Genomic DNA, 13,292 nt, shown 5'->3' with positions numbered 1-13,292 from the left:
GAGGACGGAACCAGAGGACGGAACCGGAAGACGGAACCAGAGGACGGAACCGGAAGATCGAGCTCCGCCGCCCGCTGGGGCAGCATGGCCCCATGTCCGCACTGACGCGCACCGAAGCGCAGCTCCGAGCCCGCCTCCTCGACGTCCACCACTACGCCGTCACCCTCGACCTCACCGGCGACGACGACGAAACCTTCGACTCGACCACCGTCATCCGGTTCACCGCCCGCACCGCCGGTGACACCTTCGTCGAGCTGAAGCCGCAGGAGCTGCGCTCCGTCACCCTCGACGGAAGCCCCCTCGACCCGGCCGCCCTGGAGGACAACCGCCTCCCGCTCACCGGCCTCGCCCAGGGCCCCCACGAGCTGCGCCTCGACACCCGCATGCGCTACTCCCGCACCGGTGAGGGCCTGCACCGCTTCACCGACCCCGCGGACGGGGAGACGTACCTCTACAGCCAGATGTTCATGGACGACGTGCAGCGGGTCTTCCCGGCCTTCGACCAGCCCGACCTCAAGGCCGTCTTCGAGTTCACCGTCACCGCCCCCGCACACTGGACCGTCCTCGCCAACGGCCTCACCACCCGCCTCGCCGACCGCGACACGGACGGCGCCGGCATCTGGCAGTCCGCCCCCACGCCCGTCATCTCCACCTACCTCGCCGCCGTCGCCGCCGGCCCCTGGCACAGCGTGACGACCGAACACGCCGGTCTCCCCTTCGGCATCCACTGCCGCCGGTCCCTCGCACCCCACATGGACGCCGACGCCGACGAGATCCTGTCCATCACCAAGGACTGCTTCGACCGGTACCAGGAGAAGTTCAGCGAGCCGTACCCCTTCGACTCGTACGACCAGGCCTTCGTACCCGAGTTCAACGCCGGCGCCATGGAGAACCCCGGACTCGTCACCTTCCGCGACGAGTTCATCTACCGCTCCGCCGTCACCGACACCGAACGCCAGTCGCGGGCCATGGTCATCGCCCACGAGATGGCCCACATGTGGTTCGGCGACCTCGTCACCCTCGCCTGGTTCGACGACATCTGGCTCAACGAGTCCTTCGCCGAGTACATGGGCTACCAGACCCTCACCGAAGCCACCCGCTTCACCGACACCTGGACCGACTTCGGCGTCACCCGCAAGCCCTGGGGCTACGACGCCGACCAGCGGCCCTCCACCCACCCCGTCGCCCCCGCCCCCGACGACGTCCCCGACACCGCCTCCGCCCTCCTCAACTTCGACGGCATCTCCTACGCCAAGGGCGCCTCCGCCCTGCGTCAGCTCGTCGCCTGGCTCGGCGAGAAGGACTTCCTGGCCGGCATCAACACCCACTTCGCCCGCCACAAGTTCGCCAACGCCTCCCTCGCCGACTTCATCGACTCCCTCGCCGCCCACACCGAACGCGACGTCCGCGCCTGGGCCGACATCTGGCTGCGCACCACCGGCATCGACACCCTCACCCCACGCATCGAGGAAGCCGCCCACGGCGCCGACGGAGCCGCCGGCTGGACCCTCACCGTCGACCGCCGCGGCAGCCGCCCGCACCACATCACCGTCGGCGTCTACGACCGCGACCCCGCCGACGGCCGCACCCTGGAGCCCCGCGAGCCCCTCGCCCTCGACATCCCCTCCGACGAGGTCGTCTCGGTGAGCGGCGCCCGCCCCGCGCTGCTCCTCCTCAACGACGGGGACTTCACCTACGCCAAGGTCCGGCTCGACGCAACCTCCCTCGAAACGGTCCTGCACGGCCTGTCCGGCATCCCCGACGCCCTCACCCGCGCCGTCGTCTGGAACGCCCTGCGCGACATGGTCCGCGACGGCGAACTGGACCCGCGGGACTACCTGCTGACCGCCGAGGCGCACCTGCCGGAGGAACGCGACCTGGCCATCGTCCAGGGCGTGCTCTCCTTCGCCCGCACCCAGGTCGCCGTGCGCTACGTCGCCCCCGAGGAGCGGACCGCCGCCCTGGCCACCCTCACCACCATCGCCCGCGACCTGATCCGCCGCACCGAGGACGGCTCGGACCCCGGCCTGCGGCTCACCGCCGTACGCACCCTCATCGACAGCGCCACCCGGCCCGACACGATCGACGCCTGGCTCGCCGACGACACCGTCCCCGGCGGCCCCGCGCTCGACCCCGAGCTGCGCTGGCGCATCCTCGCCCGCCTCGCCGTCCTCGGCGCCGTCGAGGAGAGCGACATCGACGCCGCCCTCGCCGCCGACCCCAGCGCCACCGGCCAGGAAGGCGCGGCCCGCTGCCGCGCCTCCCTCCCCACCCGCGAGGCCAAGGCCGCAGCCTGGGACCGGCTCTTCCACGACGACAGCCTGTCCAACTACCTCTTCAGCGCCACCGCCCAGGGCTTCTGGCAGCCCGAACAGGCCGACCTCGTCGAGGAGTACGTCACCCGCTACTACCCCGACGCCGTCGCCCTCGGCGCCCGCCGCGGCCCCGCCATCGGCGAAGCCGCCGGCCGCTGGGCCTTCCCCGCCTACGCCATCGACGAAGCCAACCTCCAGGCCGGCCACGCCTGCCTCGCCGACTCGGACATCCTCCCCCTCCTGCGCCGCAAACTCGTCGACCAGCTCGACGACCTCACCCGCGCCCTCCGCGTCCGCACCGCCTGACCGGCCCGCCCGGCCCTGCCGGACCCCGCAGACTCCGCCCCGTGCTTTCCGCCCCTCGGGAGTTCGAGGAGCGGGGTCCGGGGCGGAGCCCCGGGTCTTCGACTCTCACCGGAAACACCGGACAAACCCCGGCGGTTACCCCATTCGGGTCGGATCGTTGTACTGGCAGGGTGCCCCGCCCCGCACCCCTCCCAGCACCGGAGGACCGATGACCGCGCCGCCCGGCTCAGGCACTGGCACACCGCCCCCGCTCGCCGGCGGAGCCGCCGGCCCCGCGGCGCTGCGGCCCCTCCTGGACACCGTCCTCGACGCCCTGCGGGCCGGAGCCCGGGACCGCGGAGGCCCGCTGCCCGCCGGCGGGCCCGAGGCGCAGGCCGCCCGCGTCCGGGCCGCACTGGGCGACGTACTGCCCGCACACGGAACCGGCGACCACGAAGCGCTCCGCACCCTCGTGCACACCCTCGCCGCAGGCGCCGCCGACCCCGCCGACCCCCTCTGCGCGGCCCACCTGCACTGCCCGCCGCTCGCCGTCGCGGCCGCCGCCGACCTCGCCGCCAGCGCCCTCAACCCGTCCCTCGACTCCTGGGACCAGGCCCCCGCCGCCTCCGCCGTCGAAGCCCTCCTCACCCGGGCCCTCGCCGCCGAGTTCTACGACACCCCCCACGCCGACGCCCTCGTCACCACCGGCGGCACCGAAGCCAACCAACTCGCCCTGCTCCTCGCCCGCGAACGCCACGGCCCCGCCCTGACCGTCCTCCACGGAGCCAACGCCCACCACTCGATCCCGCGCGCCGCCTGGCTCCTCGGCCTCCGCCCGGCCACCGAACTCCCCACCCCCGCCGGCGTCCTCGACCCCGCCCGCCTCGCCGAAGCCCTCGCCGCCACCCCCGGCCCCACCCTCGTCACCGCCACCGCCGGCACCACCGACGCCGGACTCATCGACCCCCTCCACCGCATCGCCGACCTCTGCGACCGGTACGGCGCCGACCTCCACGTCGACGCCGCGTACGGGGGCCTCCTCGCCCTCAGCCCCCGCCACCGCGACAAGCTCGCCGGCCTCGACCGCGCCCGCTCCCTCACCGTCGACCTGCACAAACTCGGGTGGCAGCCCGTCGCCGCAGGACTCCTCGTCGTCCCCGACCGGACCCTGCTCGCCCCCCTCGCCCACCAGGCCGACTACCTCAACGCCACCGACGACACCGAAGCAGGCCTGCCCGACCTGCTCGGCCGCTCCCTGCGCACCACCCGGCGCCCCGACGCACTCAAGATCGCCACCACCCTGCGCTCACTGGGCCGTGACGGCCTCGCCCGCCTGATCGACCGCACCTGCGAACTCGCCCAGGACCTCGCCGGACTCCTCGACGCCCACCCCGGCTTCGAACTCCACTCCGTCCCCACCCTCACCACCGTCCTCTTCCGGCCCACCCACGCCGACGACGACCAGCTCGCCACCCTGCGCCGCACCCTCCTGCACGAAGGCCGCGCCGTCCTCGGCCGCACCCACGCCGACGGCCGCCTGTGGCTCAAGGCCACGCTGCTCAACCCGCACACCACCGCGGGGGACATGGACACCCTCATCGCCCTCCTGGAAGGCAGCACCCACCGATGACCGCCCAGCTCGATGCCCCCCACGACCTCGTCGGAATCGGCATCGGCCCCTTCAACCTGTCCCTCGCGGCCCTCGCCCACGGCCTGCCGCAGCAGGGCGCAGGCGAACTCGCCACCGCCTTCTACGACCAGCGCCGCGACTTCCGCTGGCACCCGGGACTCCTCATCGAAGGAGCCACCCTCCAAGTCCCCTTCCTCGCCGACCTCGTCACCCTCGCCGATCCCACCAGCCCCTGGAGCTTCCTCAGCTACCTCAGGCACAAGGAACGGCTCTTCCCCTTCTACTTCGCCGAGCAGTTCCACATCCACCGCGCCGAATACGACGCCTACTGCCGCTGGGTCGCCGGCCGCGTCCCCGGACTCCACTTCGGCCACCAAGTCGACGCCGTCCGCTGGAACCCCGAACGCGACCTCTTCGAAGTCGACTTCACCCAGCTCGACGCCGGCGGCGAAGTCGAGGCCCTCGGCCGCACCTACAGCCGCCACCTCGCCCTCGGCATCGGCACCGCCCCCTACGTCCCCGAACCCCTGCGCCCCCTCGCCGAAGCCCCGACCGTCCCCGTCATCCACTCCGCCGACTACCTCGACAACCGCCAACGCATCCTCGGCGCCGACCACGTCACCGTCATCGGATCGGGCCAGTCCGGCGCCGAGGTCTTCCTCGACCTCCTCCGCGCCCGCCCCACCGGCCGCGAACGCCTCACCTGGCTCGCCCGGACCCCGTCCTTCGCCCCCATGGAGTACTCGAAGCTCGGCCTCGAACACTTCACCCCCGACTACACCCGCTACTTCCACTCCCTCCCCGAACCCGTACGCAACCAGCTCGTCCCCGCCCAATGGCAGCTCCACAAGGGCATCGACGCCGACACCATCGCCGCCATCCACCAGGAGCTCTACCGCCGCACCCTCCATGGCGGCTGGCCCGACGCCGTCCTCACCCCCGGCGTGAGCGTCCGCACCGCCGGCCGCGTCGCCACCACCAAGGTCGAACTCCACCTCGAACACGTCGAGCAGGGCACCCGCTCCCGCCTCACCACCGACGCCGTCGTCCTCGCCACCGGCTACCGGGAACGCCCCCTCGGCGGCCTCCTCGCAGGCCTCGACCCCTACCTGCGCAAGGACTCCGCCGGCCGCCCCCGCATCGACGAGCGCTACCGGATGATCCTCGACCCCACCGTCAGCGGCAGCATCTTCGTCCAGAACGGCGAACGGCACACCCACGGCGTAGGAGCCCCGGACCTCGGCCTCGCCGCCTGGCGCAGCGCCGCCATCCTGAACACCCTCACCGGCAAGGACCCCTACCCCCAGCCCGCGCGGACCGCCTTCACCACCTTCGGCCTCGAACAGCGGGAGCACACCCGCCCCCGGCCCGCGGGCGAACTGCTCCCCCTGGTCGAACACCCCTGACCCCACCGCCCAGCCCGCCGCACCGCCGCGCATACATTCCCGGCATGACGACGTTCCTCCTCGACGGCGGGCCGGTCGTCCCGGACGCCCCCGTGACCCGTACCGGCGGCACACCCCTGGCCCCCACCGGCACCGCATGGCCGACCTGCGCCGCATGTGCCGCACCCCTGCAGTTCCTCGCCCAGATCCACCTCGGCGACCTCCCCGGCCACACCGCCCCCACCCCGGGCGTACTGGCCCTCTTCATGTGCGCGAACCGCCCCGGCCGGTGCGCGCAATGGAGCCCCACCGCGGGCGGCAACCTCGCCCTGCTCCTCCCCGCCGACCGCCTGGACCCCGTACGGGCCCCCGAAGGGGCGGATCCGGAACTCCTCGGACTCGCAGCCGTCCGCGCCGCGGTCCCCGCCCCCACGGCGCCCGCCACCGCGACGGTCCTGGGCCGGCTCGGCGGCACACCCGACTGGCTCCAGTACGACGAGACACCGGACTGCCCCGCCAGCGCACGGCCGATGGACTTCGCCGCCGAGCTGAGGGAAGGCCCCGACCCGGTGACCGCCATGAACTTCGGTTCCGGCCGGGCCTACGCACACACCTGCACGCCCTGCGGCCGCGCGGCATTCCTCTGGCAGTGCCGACCCACCGGCCGACGGCCGCGGCCCGCCCCCACGCACAGCGGCCGGGACCGCGCTCCAGCAGGTCCCGGCCGCCGCACCGCCCCCGAACGGACTAGAACACCGGCACACCGGCCCGCGTCAACCGCCAGTCCACTGAGGCGAACCGCGCCGGGTCGACCGTCCCCTTCGCCTTCACCCACTGGATGATCGTGTTACGGATCTCGTCCGAGTTCGACCACAGCTGCTTGGCCTGCGCCACGTGCGGGAAGTTCCCGCCGCCCGAAGCCCGGTAGTTGTTCACCGCGAACACGAACCGCGCCGCCGGATCCACCGCCTTCCCCTGGAAGGTCAGCCCCGTGATCCGCGAACCCGCGGGCTGCGCGATGTCGATGTCGTACGCCAGCCCGTACACGGCGTCGTAGTTGTAGTCCGGGATGCTGTCGGCGTTCGTCAGCTTCGCCGGATCCACCGCGTCACCCGGCGCCGTCCGCACGAAGTACCGCGCCGAGTACTCCAGGTAGTCCTTCAGCTGCGCGCCCGTCAGCAGCCGCGCCTCCATCGTGTTCTCGAACGGGTACAGCCCCGCCGCGTCCTTGATCGTCACCTGACCGGCCGGGATCGCCGCCGTCCGCGAGAAGCACGAGGCCTGCGACAGCACCGCAAGCGCCGCCCACTCCGTACCCGCCAGCGCCTCCTTCACCGTCTCCGCCTGCACGTGGTTGATCAGATCGATGATCGCCACGTCCTTGACCGGGCCGTCCGCCGAGGACATCGCCTGCGTGGACGTGCCGATCACCTGGTTGACGTACGCCACGACCTTGCGGTGCTCGTCCGACAGCAGCCCCGTGATCTTCGGGTCCTCCGTCACCGTGTTGGAGTTCAGCACCTTCGCCGCGACCTTCGCCACCGACCAGCGGCCCTTCGCCCACGTCAGCTCGAAGTCGAACAGCGTCAGCCGCTGCCCCCACTTCAACGGCTCCGACAGCACCACGTCCTTGCCGGTCGCCTTGTTCTTCACCCGGTACTCGGGGATCTCCGTGTGCGCGTGCCCCACCAGGATCGCGTCGATCCCCGGCACCTGCTCCGCCACCAGCCCGGCCGCGTTCTCGATGTGGGGCAGCTGGTCCCCGTACGAGGACGTGCCGCTCGACCCCGAGTGCGCCGACACGATCACCACGTCGGCGCCCATGGAACGGAGCTTCGGCACGTACTTCGCCGCCTGCTCCTCCAGCCCGGGGAACGTCATCTTCCCCTGCACATTGGCCTTGTCCCAGATCGCGATGCCCGGGTTCGTCAGCCCCAGCACCGCCACCTTCACGTCCCGCCCGCAGGGCGTCCGCAGCTTGTGCATGCTGTACGGCGCGAACGCCGGCCGCAGCGTCTTCGCGTCCAGGGCGTTCGCCCCGAGGAGCGGGAAGTCGCACTGCTCCTCGAACTTCCGCAGCACCGGTATCCCGTAATTGAACTCGTGGTTCCCCAACGCCGCCGCGTCGTAGCCGATCGCGTTCATCGCCTGCGCCATCGGGTGCACCGGGCCCCGCCGCGCGGTGATCGGGTCCACCTTGGCGTAGTAGTAGGACAGCTGCGTGCCCTGGATCGTGTCACCGGCATCGATCAGCAGCGTGTTGCGCCGCCCCTTCTCCGCCCGCACCTGGTTGACCAGGGTGGAGATCTTCGCCAGGCCGACGTCGTTGTGCGCCTTGTCGTCGAACTCCTTGTCCGTGAAGTAGTCCCAGTTGAAGACGTTCCCGTGCAAGTCGGTCGTGCCCATCACCGTGAACGCGTACGTCCGCGGCGCCGGGCCCTTCACATCCTGCTGCTGCTGCGCGGCGGCCGGGGTGCTCGTGGCCCCCGCCAGCGCGACGGCCGCACCTGTCGCGGCCGTGGTCCCCAGAAAAGTCCTGCGGTCGAACGCCATGCCATCTCCCCTTTTGAGGCGTGAACAACGCGCGTAGATTCTGGCCCACCGGTAACAAGCTGCAACACCCCCGCCAGGTTTCGATCCGGTGACCACCCCCTACGGGCGACAGTGCGAGAGTGAATCCATGACCCAGGACGCATCGCACCAGCCCTACGGCACCCCCGAAGTACCCCGCGTCGCCGTCCGCGGCGAAGCCCGCATCGAAGTCGACCCCGAGATCGCCCGGATCGGCATCACCGTCAGTGCCCGTGGCGCCGACCGGCGCTCCGCACTCGAAGACCTCACCCGGCGCAACAACACGGTGCTCGACCTCATCAAGAGCTACGGCGACCCCGTCGAGAAGCTCGAAACCGGCGCCTTCTCCATCACCCCCGAACTCACCCGCCACGGCCGCGCCGAACGCGTCCGCGCCTACCACGGCCGTGTGCACATCACCGCCGAGGTAAGCGACTTCACCGCCCTCGGCGAACTCACCACCCGCCTCGCCGACCTCGAACTCACCCAGGTCGACGGCCCCTGGTGGTCCCTGCGGCCCACCTCTCCGGCCCACGGCCAGGCCCGCCGCCAGGCCGTGCTCGAAGCCGTCCAGCGCGCCCGCGAATACGCCGAGGCGCTCGGTGCCGGGCTCGCCGCCCTCGTCGAGCTCGCGGACCTCGGCGCCGAGGACGCCAACCCCTACCCCGTGCCCGCCGGCGCCGGAATGCGCACCATGGCCTTCAGCGCCGCCGAGGACGCCGGCCCCCCGCCGCTCGACCTCGAACCGCAGCGCCAGACCGTCCACGCCCAGGTGAACGCCCGCTTCACGATGACCCCTCCGCGGCTCTGAAGAACCCGGAAACCGGCACCTCGGGGGTGCTCATCAGAGCACCCCCATGCACATTCAACAGTTGTCAACAACCTTTTGCTCAAAGGTTGTTGAGTGGACACCCGGAAGCGATTACCTACTCTCTGGTAGGGGAATACGCTCGCCTCATGCGCCGAGCGAAAATCGTATGTACCCTGGGCCCCGCCACCGACTCATACGACCAGATCAAAGCCCTGGTCGAAGCCGGAATGGACATCGCCCGCCTCAACCTCAGCCACGGCACCTACGCCGAACACGAGGAGCGTTACCAGCGCGTACGCAAGGCCTCCGACGAGACCGGCCGCAGCGTCGGCATCCTCGCCGACCTTCAAGGCCCGAAGATCCGCCTCGGCCGCTTCCGCGAAGGACCCGTACTCCTTGAACGCGGCGACGAGTTCACCATCACCGTCGAAGACCACGAGGGCGACCGCCACACCTGCGGCACCACCTACAAAGGACTCGCCACCGACGTCACCACGGGTGAACGCATCCTCGTCGACGACGGCCGCGTCACCCTCGAAGTCACCGCGGTCGACGGACCCCGCGTCCACACCCGGGTCATCGAAGGCGGCATGGTCTCCGACCACAAGGGCCTCAACCTCCCGGGCGTGGCCGTCTCCGTCCCCGCCCTGTCCGAGAAGGACATCGAAGACCTCCGCTGGGCCCTGCGCATCGGCGCCGACGTCATCGCCCTCTCCTTCGTGCGCAGCGGCCGCGACATCGAAGACGTGCACCGCGTCATGGACGAGGAGGACCGCCGCCTCCCCGTCATCGCCAAGATCGAGAAGCCCCAGGCCGTCCAGAACATCGACGACATCGTCGCCGCCTTCGACGGCATCATGGTCGCCCGCGGCGACCTCGGCGTCGAAATGCCCCTGGAACAGGTGCCGATCGTCCAGAAGCGGGCCGTCAAGCTCGCCAAACGCAACGCCAAGCCCGTCATCGTCGCGACCCAGATGCTCGACTCGATGATCGAGAACTCCCGGCCCACCCGCGCCGAAGCCTCCGACGTCGCCAACGCCGTCATCGACGGAACGGACGCCGTCATGCTGTCCGGCGAGACCAGCGTCGGCAAGTACCCCGTCGAGACCGTGCGGACCATGTCCCGCATCGTCGAAGCGGCCGAAGAGGACATCCTCGTCAAGGGCCTGCCGCCCCTGACCGACCGCAACAAGCCCCGCACGCAGGGCGGAGCGGTCGCCCGCGCGGCCGCCGAGATGGGCGACTTCCTCGACGCCAAGTTCCTGGTCGCCTTCACGCAGAGCGGGGACACCGTGCGCCGGCTCTCCCGCTACCGCTCACCCATCCCGCTCCTCGCCTTCACCCCCGACCCCGCCACCCGCTCCCAGCTCAACCTCACCTGGGGCGTGGAAACCTTCCTCGGCCCCCACGTCGACTCCACCGACGCCATGGTGGCCCAGGTCGAGGAGGAGCTCCTGCGGATCGGCCGCTGCGTCCCCGGCGACACCGTCGTCATCACCGCCGGCTCGCCCCCCGGCGTCAGCGGCTCCACCAACCTCGTCCGCATCCACCACATCGGCGACGCGGTCCGCTGAACCCGCCCGCCGCGGCAGCCGCGGCTCCAGCACCACACGTATGAGACGCACCGCGTCGGGCGGCTCCCACCGGCCCGACGCGGTCACCCGCACCCGGCGCTACCAGCCGAAGCGCCGATCGACCACGGCCGCGAACTCCTCGAAGGTCAACACCTCGTCCCCGTTCGCGTCGGCCGCATCGAACAGGGCCGACGAGGCGTCCGTATCGCCCAGGCCCCAGAACGGCAGCTCCCCCCGTGCGGCCAGCGTCGGCCCCTTCGACCGCATGGCCGAGATCACTTCCACCCGGGTCAGCCGGCCGTCCTCGTTCAGATCGAGCGCGTCGAACAGCCTGCGGGCCTTCTCACTCATCACGGTTTCCCTTCATCGAACGACCTTGACCTCAACCTGACTCGGGGACTCAGCCGACCCGCCGGGCCAGCACCTGGCCAGGCCAGTCCTCGGACAGGAAGCTCTCGGTGGGAGCGAAGCCGTTCCGCTCGTAAAACGCAACCAGCTCGCCCCCGCCACCCGCCCAGCAGTCCACCCGCAACAGCTCCACGCCCGCCCGCCGGGTCTCCTCCGCGGCGTGGGCCAGCAGCGCGGCCCCGATCCCCAGCCCCGCGTGCCCCCGGTCCGAGACCAGCAGCCGTACGTACCGCTCCGGCTCCCCGGCCGGCGCGATCGGCATCTGCGGGCTGGGCCCGGAGTCCAGCACCAGGGCCCCGACCGGCGCCCCGTCCAACTCCGCGACGTAGGGCGCGTTCTCGGTCGTGTACCGCTCGACGCGGGCCACCCCGCCGGGCCGCTGCGAATAGGGCGTCGTGCCCCACTGCTCGGTATTGCCCCGCGCGTTCATCCAGGCCACCGCGGAGTCGAGCATCCGGAGAATGTCCACCACGTCGTCCGGGCCGCCCGGCCTGATCCGTATGCCATGTGTCGTGTCGTTCACGCCAGGCAGCCTAGGCAGTGGTGCCGTGCCTCAGTGCTTGGGCCCGATGTGGGCGTCCATGAGGGCCACGGACTCCTTCCGTGCGATGGACACGTTGAACGGGTCGCTGCCCCGGGCCAGGACCGTCCACCGGACGCCGACCCTGGTGAGCGTGTCCGTGCACAGCTTCCGGATGTCGTCCGACTTGTTGGTGAAGAAGTACCGCGGGTACTCGTAGCGCTTGCCGTTCCGCACGGTCCAGTTGGTGACCCGACACCCGTCGGAGTGGATCAGCCCCCGGAGGAACTCCCAGGGGTGCGAGTCGACGATCTCCTGCTGCCAGCCTTCGAGGACGATCCGCCGCTCGTGCTTCTTGCCGGGCCCGTGCTGCGGGAACAGGCACGTCCAGTGCCAGGTGTACGACTTGACCTCGACGCAGCCCTGCCGCTGCCTTCGTCCCACTTTGGGCTGAGGCATGACGAGATGCATCGCTTCTGCGGCGGCCTCGATGAGCCCTGGCCGCGACGCGTCGCAGAAGATGGACAGGTGGTGCTGCTTGTACTTCGAGACGATGTGGCCGTCGCCGAGGTAGAGGCCCAGGAGGTAGGCATACGCGGACCGGTCAATCTCCCGGCCCGTGCACTGCGGGCAGTCAGTCGGCTGCGTGTAGGCCTCGCCGCGGTGTTTGCGGTCCTCGTGCCGCCACAAGCCGACGGTGCCTCGAGGGACGCCCAAATGCTCGGCCACGACTCTGTTGGTCACGCCTCGGCGTAACAGAAGGACTGCTTCTTCGCGTATCGCGGGATTGTGCTCCACGTCCGGGAGCATCGCCGTTATTCGTCTGGTTGGCCGTAATTCGAAGTTTCGTTCACTGTGACGAGTGAAGATCGCAGGAATCGCTTGGAGACCTTGAAATTGAAGGAGAAGTACCCCGGGTCGGATTCGAACCGACGCTGAATGGGTTTTGAATCCATCGCCTCTACCGCTGGGCTACCGGGGCCCCTTCGAAACGAAGGATACCGAAGACCCTCCGTGTCACAAACATACAGGAGCTAGGTAGGCTCGGGGGAGCTGAATCGCCTTGCAACAAGGAGCCCCCCGTGACCGCCGAGCACGAGTCGACGCCCATGCCCGACGCCGACCAGTCGCACGTTCCGCCGCTGACGACCCGCGTCGTCATCGCCGAGGACGAGGCGCTCATCCGTCTCGACCTGAAAGAGATGCTGGAGGAGGAGGGGTACTCCGTCGTCGGCGAGGCCGGGGACGGGCAGACGGCCGTCGAGCTCGCGCGTGAGCACCGGCCCGACCTGGTGATCCTCGACGTGAAGATGCCCGTCCTGGACGGGATCTCCGCCGCCGAGAAGATCGCGGAGGAGTCCATCGCCCCCGTGCTCATGCTCACCGCGTTCTCGCAGCGCGACCTCGTCGAGCGGGCCCGGGACGCCGGGGCCATGGCGTACCTCGTGAAGCCGTTCAGCAAGAGCGACGTGGTGCCCGCCATCGAGATGGCCGTCTCCCGCTTCGCGGAGCTGCGCGCGCTGGAGCAGGAGGTCGCGGACCTCTCCCAGCGGCTGGAGACCCGCAAGCTGGTGGACCGGGCGAAGAGCATCCTGCAGACGCAGTACGGGCTCACGGAGCCGGCCGCGTTCCGCTGGATCCAGAAGTCCTCCATGGACCGCCGGATGTCCATGCAGCAGGTCGCCGAGGTGGTCATCGAGGACGCCGAGGCGAAGAAGAAGGACAGCGGCACGTAGGTCCGCCCCGCGCATGCGTGAGGCCCGCCTCCCCCCGAGGGGAGGCGGGCCTCACGC

General features: G+C 70.8%; 11 protein-coding genes and 1 tRNA gene. 7 read left to right on the top strand and 5 right to left on the bottom strand.

Going from position 1 to position 13,292, the window contains the following annotated elements; translation table 11 throughout:
* Positions 1-92 precede the first annotated feature (92 nt).
* The 4 genes from pepN to ACZ4VT_RS18760 all read left to right on the top strand — a co-directional run bounded on the left by pepN (position 93) and on the right by ACZ4VT_RS18760 (position 6,457).
* Positions 93-2,621: an aminopeptidase N gene (gene pepN, locus ACZ4VT_RS18775; protein WP_467950967.1), complete on the top strand. Its 2,529-nt coding sequence runs from the start codon at positions 93-95 to the stop codon at positions 2,619-2,621.
* Positions 2,622-2,829: 208 nt separating this feature from the next.
* Entirely contained in the window at positions 2,830-4,230 is a 1,401-nt protein-coding gene (locus ACZ4VT_RS18770; protein WP_467950966.1) for a pyridoxal phosphate-dependent decarboxylase family protein, read from the top strand.
* Positions 4,227-5,636 carry a lysine N(6)-hydroxylase/L-ornithine N(5)-oxygenase family protein gene (locus tag ACZ4VT_RS18765; RefSeq protein ID WP_467950964.1) on the top strand — a complete coding sequence of 470 codons (1,410 nt, stop codon included), beginning with the start codon at positions 4,227-4,229 and terminating at the stop codon, positions 5,634-5,636. The genes ACZ4VT_RS18770 and ACZ4VT_RS18765 overlap by 4 nt, the downstream gene beginning before the upstream one ends.
* Positions 5,637-5,680: 44 nt before the next feature.
* The gene (locus ACZ4VT_RS18760) at positions 5,681-6,457 is read left to right on the top strand and encodes a DUF1963 domain-containing protein (protein WP_467950962.1); all 777 of its coding nucleotides are present in this window, start codon (positions 5,681-5,683) and stop codon (positions 6,455-6,457) included.
* Here ACZ4VT_RS18760 and ACZ4VT_RS18755 read toward each other — a convergent pair.
* Positions 6,363-8,168, bottom strand: a complete 1,806-nt coding sequence (locus ACZ4VT_RS18755) for a bifunctional metallophosphatase/5'-nucleotidase (protein ID WP_467950960.1) — start codon at positions 8,166-8,168, stop codon at positions 6,363-6,365. The two genes, ACZ4VT_RS18760 and ACZ4VT_RS18755, sit on opposite strands and share 95 nt — an antisense overlap.
* Before the next feature lie 127 nt (positions 8,169-8,295).
* Between ACZ4VT_RS18755 and ACZ4VT_RS18750 the strand changes: the two genes are divergently transcribed.
* Positions 8,296-8,997, top strand: coding sequence for an SIMPL domain-containing protein (locus ACZ4VT_RS18750; RefSeq protein WP_467950959.1), 702 nt, complete (start codon positions 8,296-8,298; stop codon positions 8,995-8,997).
* A gap of 146 nt (positions 8,998-9,143) precedes the next feature.
* Positions 9,144-10,571 (top strand): pyruvate kinase, encoded by a 1,428-nt coding sequence (gene pyk, locus ACZ4VT_RS18745; protein ID WP_467950957.1) that lies wholly within the window; start codon positions 9,144-9,146, stop codon positions 10,569-10,571.
* A 99-nt stretch (positions 10,572-10,670) separates the two neighbouring features.
* Here the strand turns inward: pyk and ACZ4VT_RS18740 are convergent, their stop codons facing one another.
* The 4 genes from ACZ4VT_RS18740 to ACZ4VT_RS18725 all read right to left on the bottom strand — a co-directional run bounded on the left by ACZ4VT_RS18740 (position 10,671) and on the right by ACZ4VT_RS18725 (position 12,481).
* Positions 10,671-10,922 (bottom strand): EF-hand domain-containing protein, encoded by a 252-nt coding sequence (locus ACZ4VT_RS18740; protein WP_467950955.1) that lies wholly within the window; start codon positions 10,920-10,922, stop codon positions 10,671-10,673.
* A gap of 49 nt (positions 10,923-10,971) precedes the next feature.
* On the bottom strand, positions 10,972-11,502 hold the full coding sequence (locus ACZ4VT_RS18735) for a GNAT family N-acetyltransferase (RefSeq protein ID WP_467950953.1): 531 nt from the start codon (positions 11,500-11,502) through the stop codon (positions 10,972-10,974).
* A 30-nt stretch (positions 11,503-11,532) separates the two neighbouring features.
* Positions 11,533-12,309, bottom strand: coding sequence for a helix-turn-helix domain-containing protein (locus tag ACZ4VT_RS18730; protein ID WP_467950952.1), 777 nt, complete (start codon positions 12,307-12,309; stop codon positions 11,533-11,535).
* Positions 12,310-12,408: 99 nt separating this feature from the next.
* Positions 12,409-12,481 (bottom strand) — tRNA-Leu (locus ACZ4VT_RS18725).
* Positions 12,482-12,608: 127 nt separating this feature from the next.
* Here ACZ4VT_RS18725 and ACZ4VT_RS18720 point away from each other — a divergent pair.
* A complete protein-coding gene (locus ACZ4VT_RS18720; RefSeq protein ID WP_467951126.1) occupies positions 12,609-13,235 on the top strand; it encodes an ANTAR domain-containing response regulator in 627 nt (208 codons plus the stop codon).
* Positions 13,236-13,292 lie beyond the last annotated feature (57 nt).

This window comes from Streptomyces sp. NPDC029164 (genome assembly GCF_055563995.1).
Note: the sequence above shows the minus strand (reverse complement) of the source record. Positions and strands in the feature narration are given on the sequence as shown.

Bases quoted from the DNA above. Each gene is read 5' to 3' on its own strand.
- pepN (WP_467950967.1), top strand. From the start codon at position 93: ATGTCCGCACTGACGCGCACCGAAGCGCAGCTCCGAGCCCGCCTCCTC.
- ACZ4VT_RS18765 (WP_467950964.1), top strand. From the start codon at position 4,227: ATGACCGCCCAGCTCGATGCCCCCCACGACCTCGTCGGAATCGGCATC.
- ACZ4VT_RS18760 (WP_467950962.1), top strand. From the start codon at position 5,681: ATGACGACGTTCCTCCTCGACGGCGGGCCGGTCGTCCCGGACGCCCCC.
- pyk (WP_467950957.1), top strand. From the start codon at position 9,144: ATGCGCCGAGCGAAAATCGTATGTACCCTGGGCCCCGCCACCGACTCA.
- ACZ4VT_RS18730 (WP_467950952.1), bottom strand. From the start codon at position 12,309: ATGCTCCCGGACGTGGAGCACAATCCCGCGATACGCGAAGAAGCAGTC.
- ACZ4VT_RS18720 (WP_467951126.1), top strand. From the start codon at position 12,609: ATGCCCGACGCCGACCAGTCGCACGTTCCGCCGCTGACGACCCGCGTC.
- ACZ4VT_RS18750 (WP_467950959.1), top strand. From the start codon at position 8,296: ATGACCCAGGACGCATCGCACCAGCCCTACGGCACCCCCGAAGTACCC.
- ACZ4VT_RS18740 (WP_467950955.1), bottom strand. From the start codon at position 10,922: ATGAGTGAGAAGGCCCGCAGGCTGTTCGACGCGCTCGATCTGAACGAG.
- ACZ4VT_RS18755 (WP_467950960.1), bottom strand. From the start codon at position 8,168: ATGGCGTTCGACCGCAGGACTTTTCTGGGGACCACGGCCGCGACAGGT.
- ACZ4VT_RS18770 (WP_467950966.1), top strand. From the start codon at position 2,830: ATGACCGCGCCGCCCGGCTCAGGCACTGGCACACCGCCCCCGCTCGCC.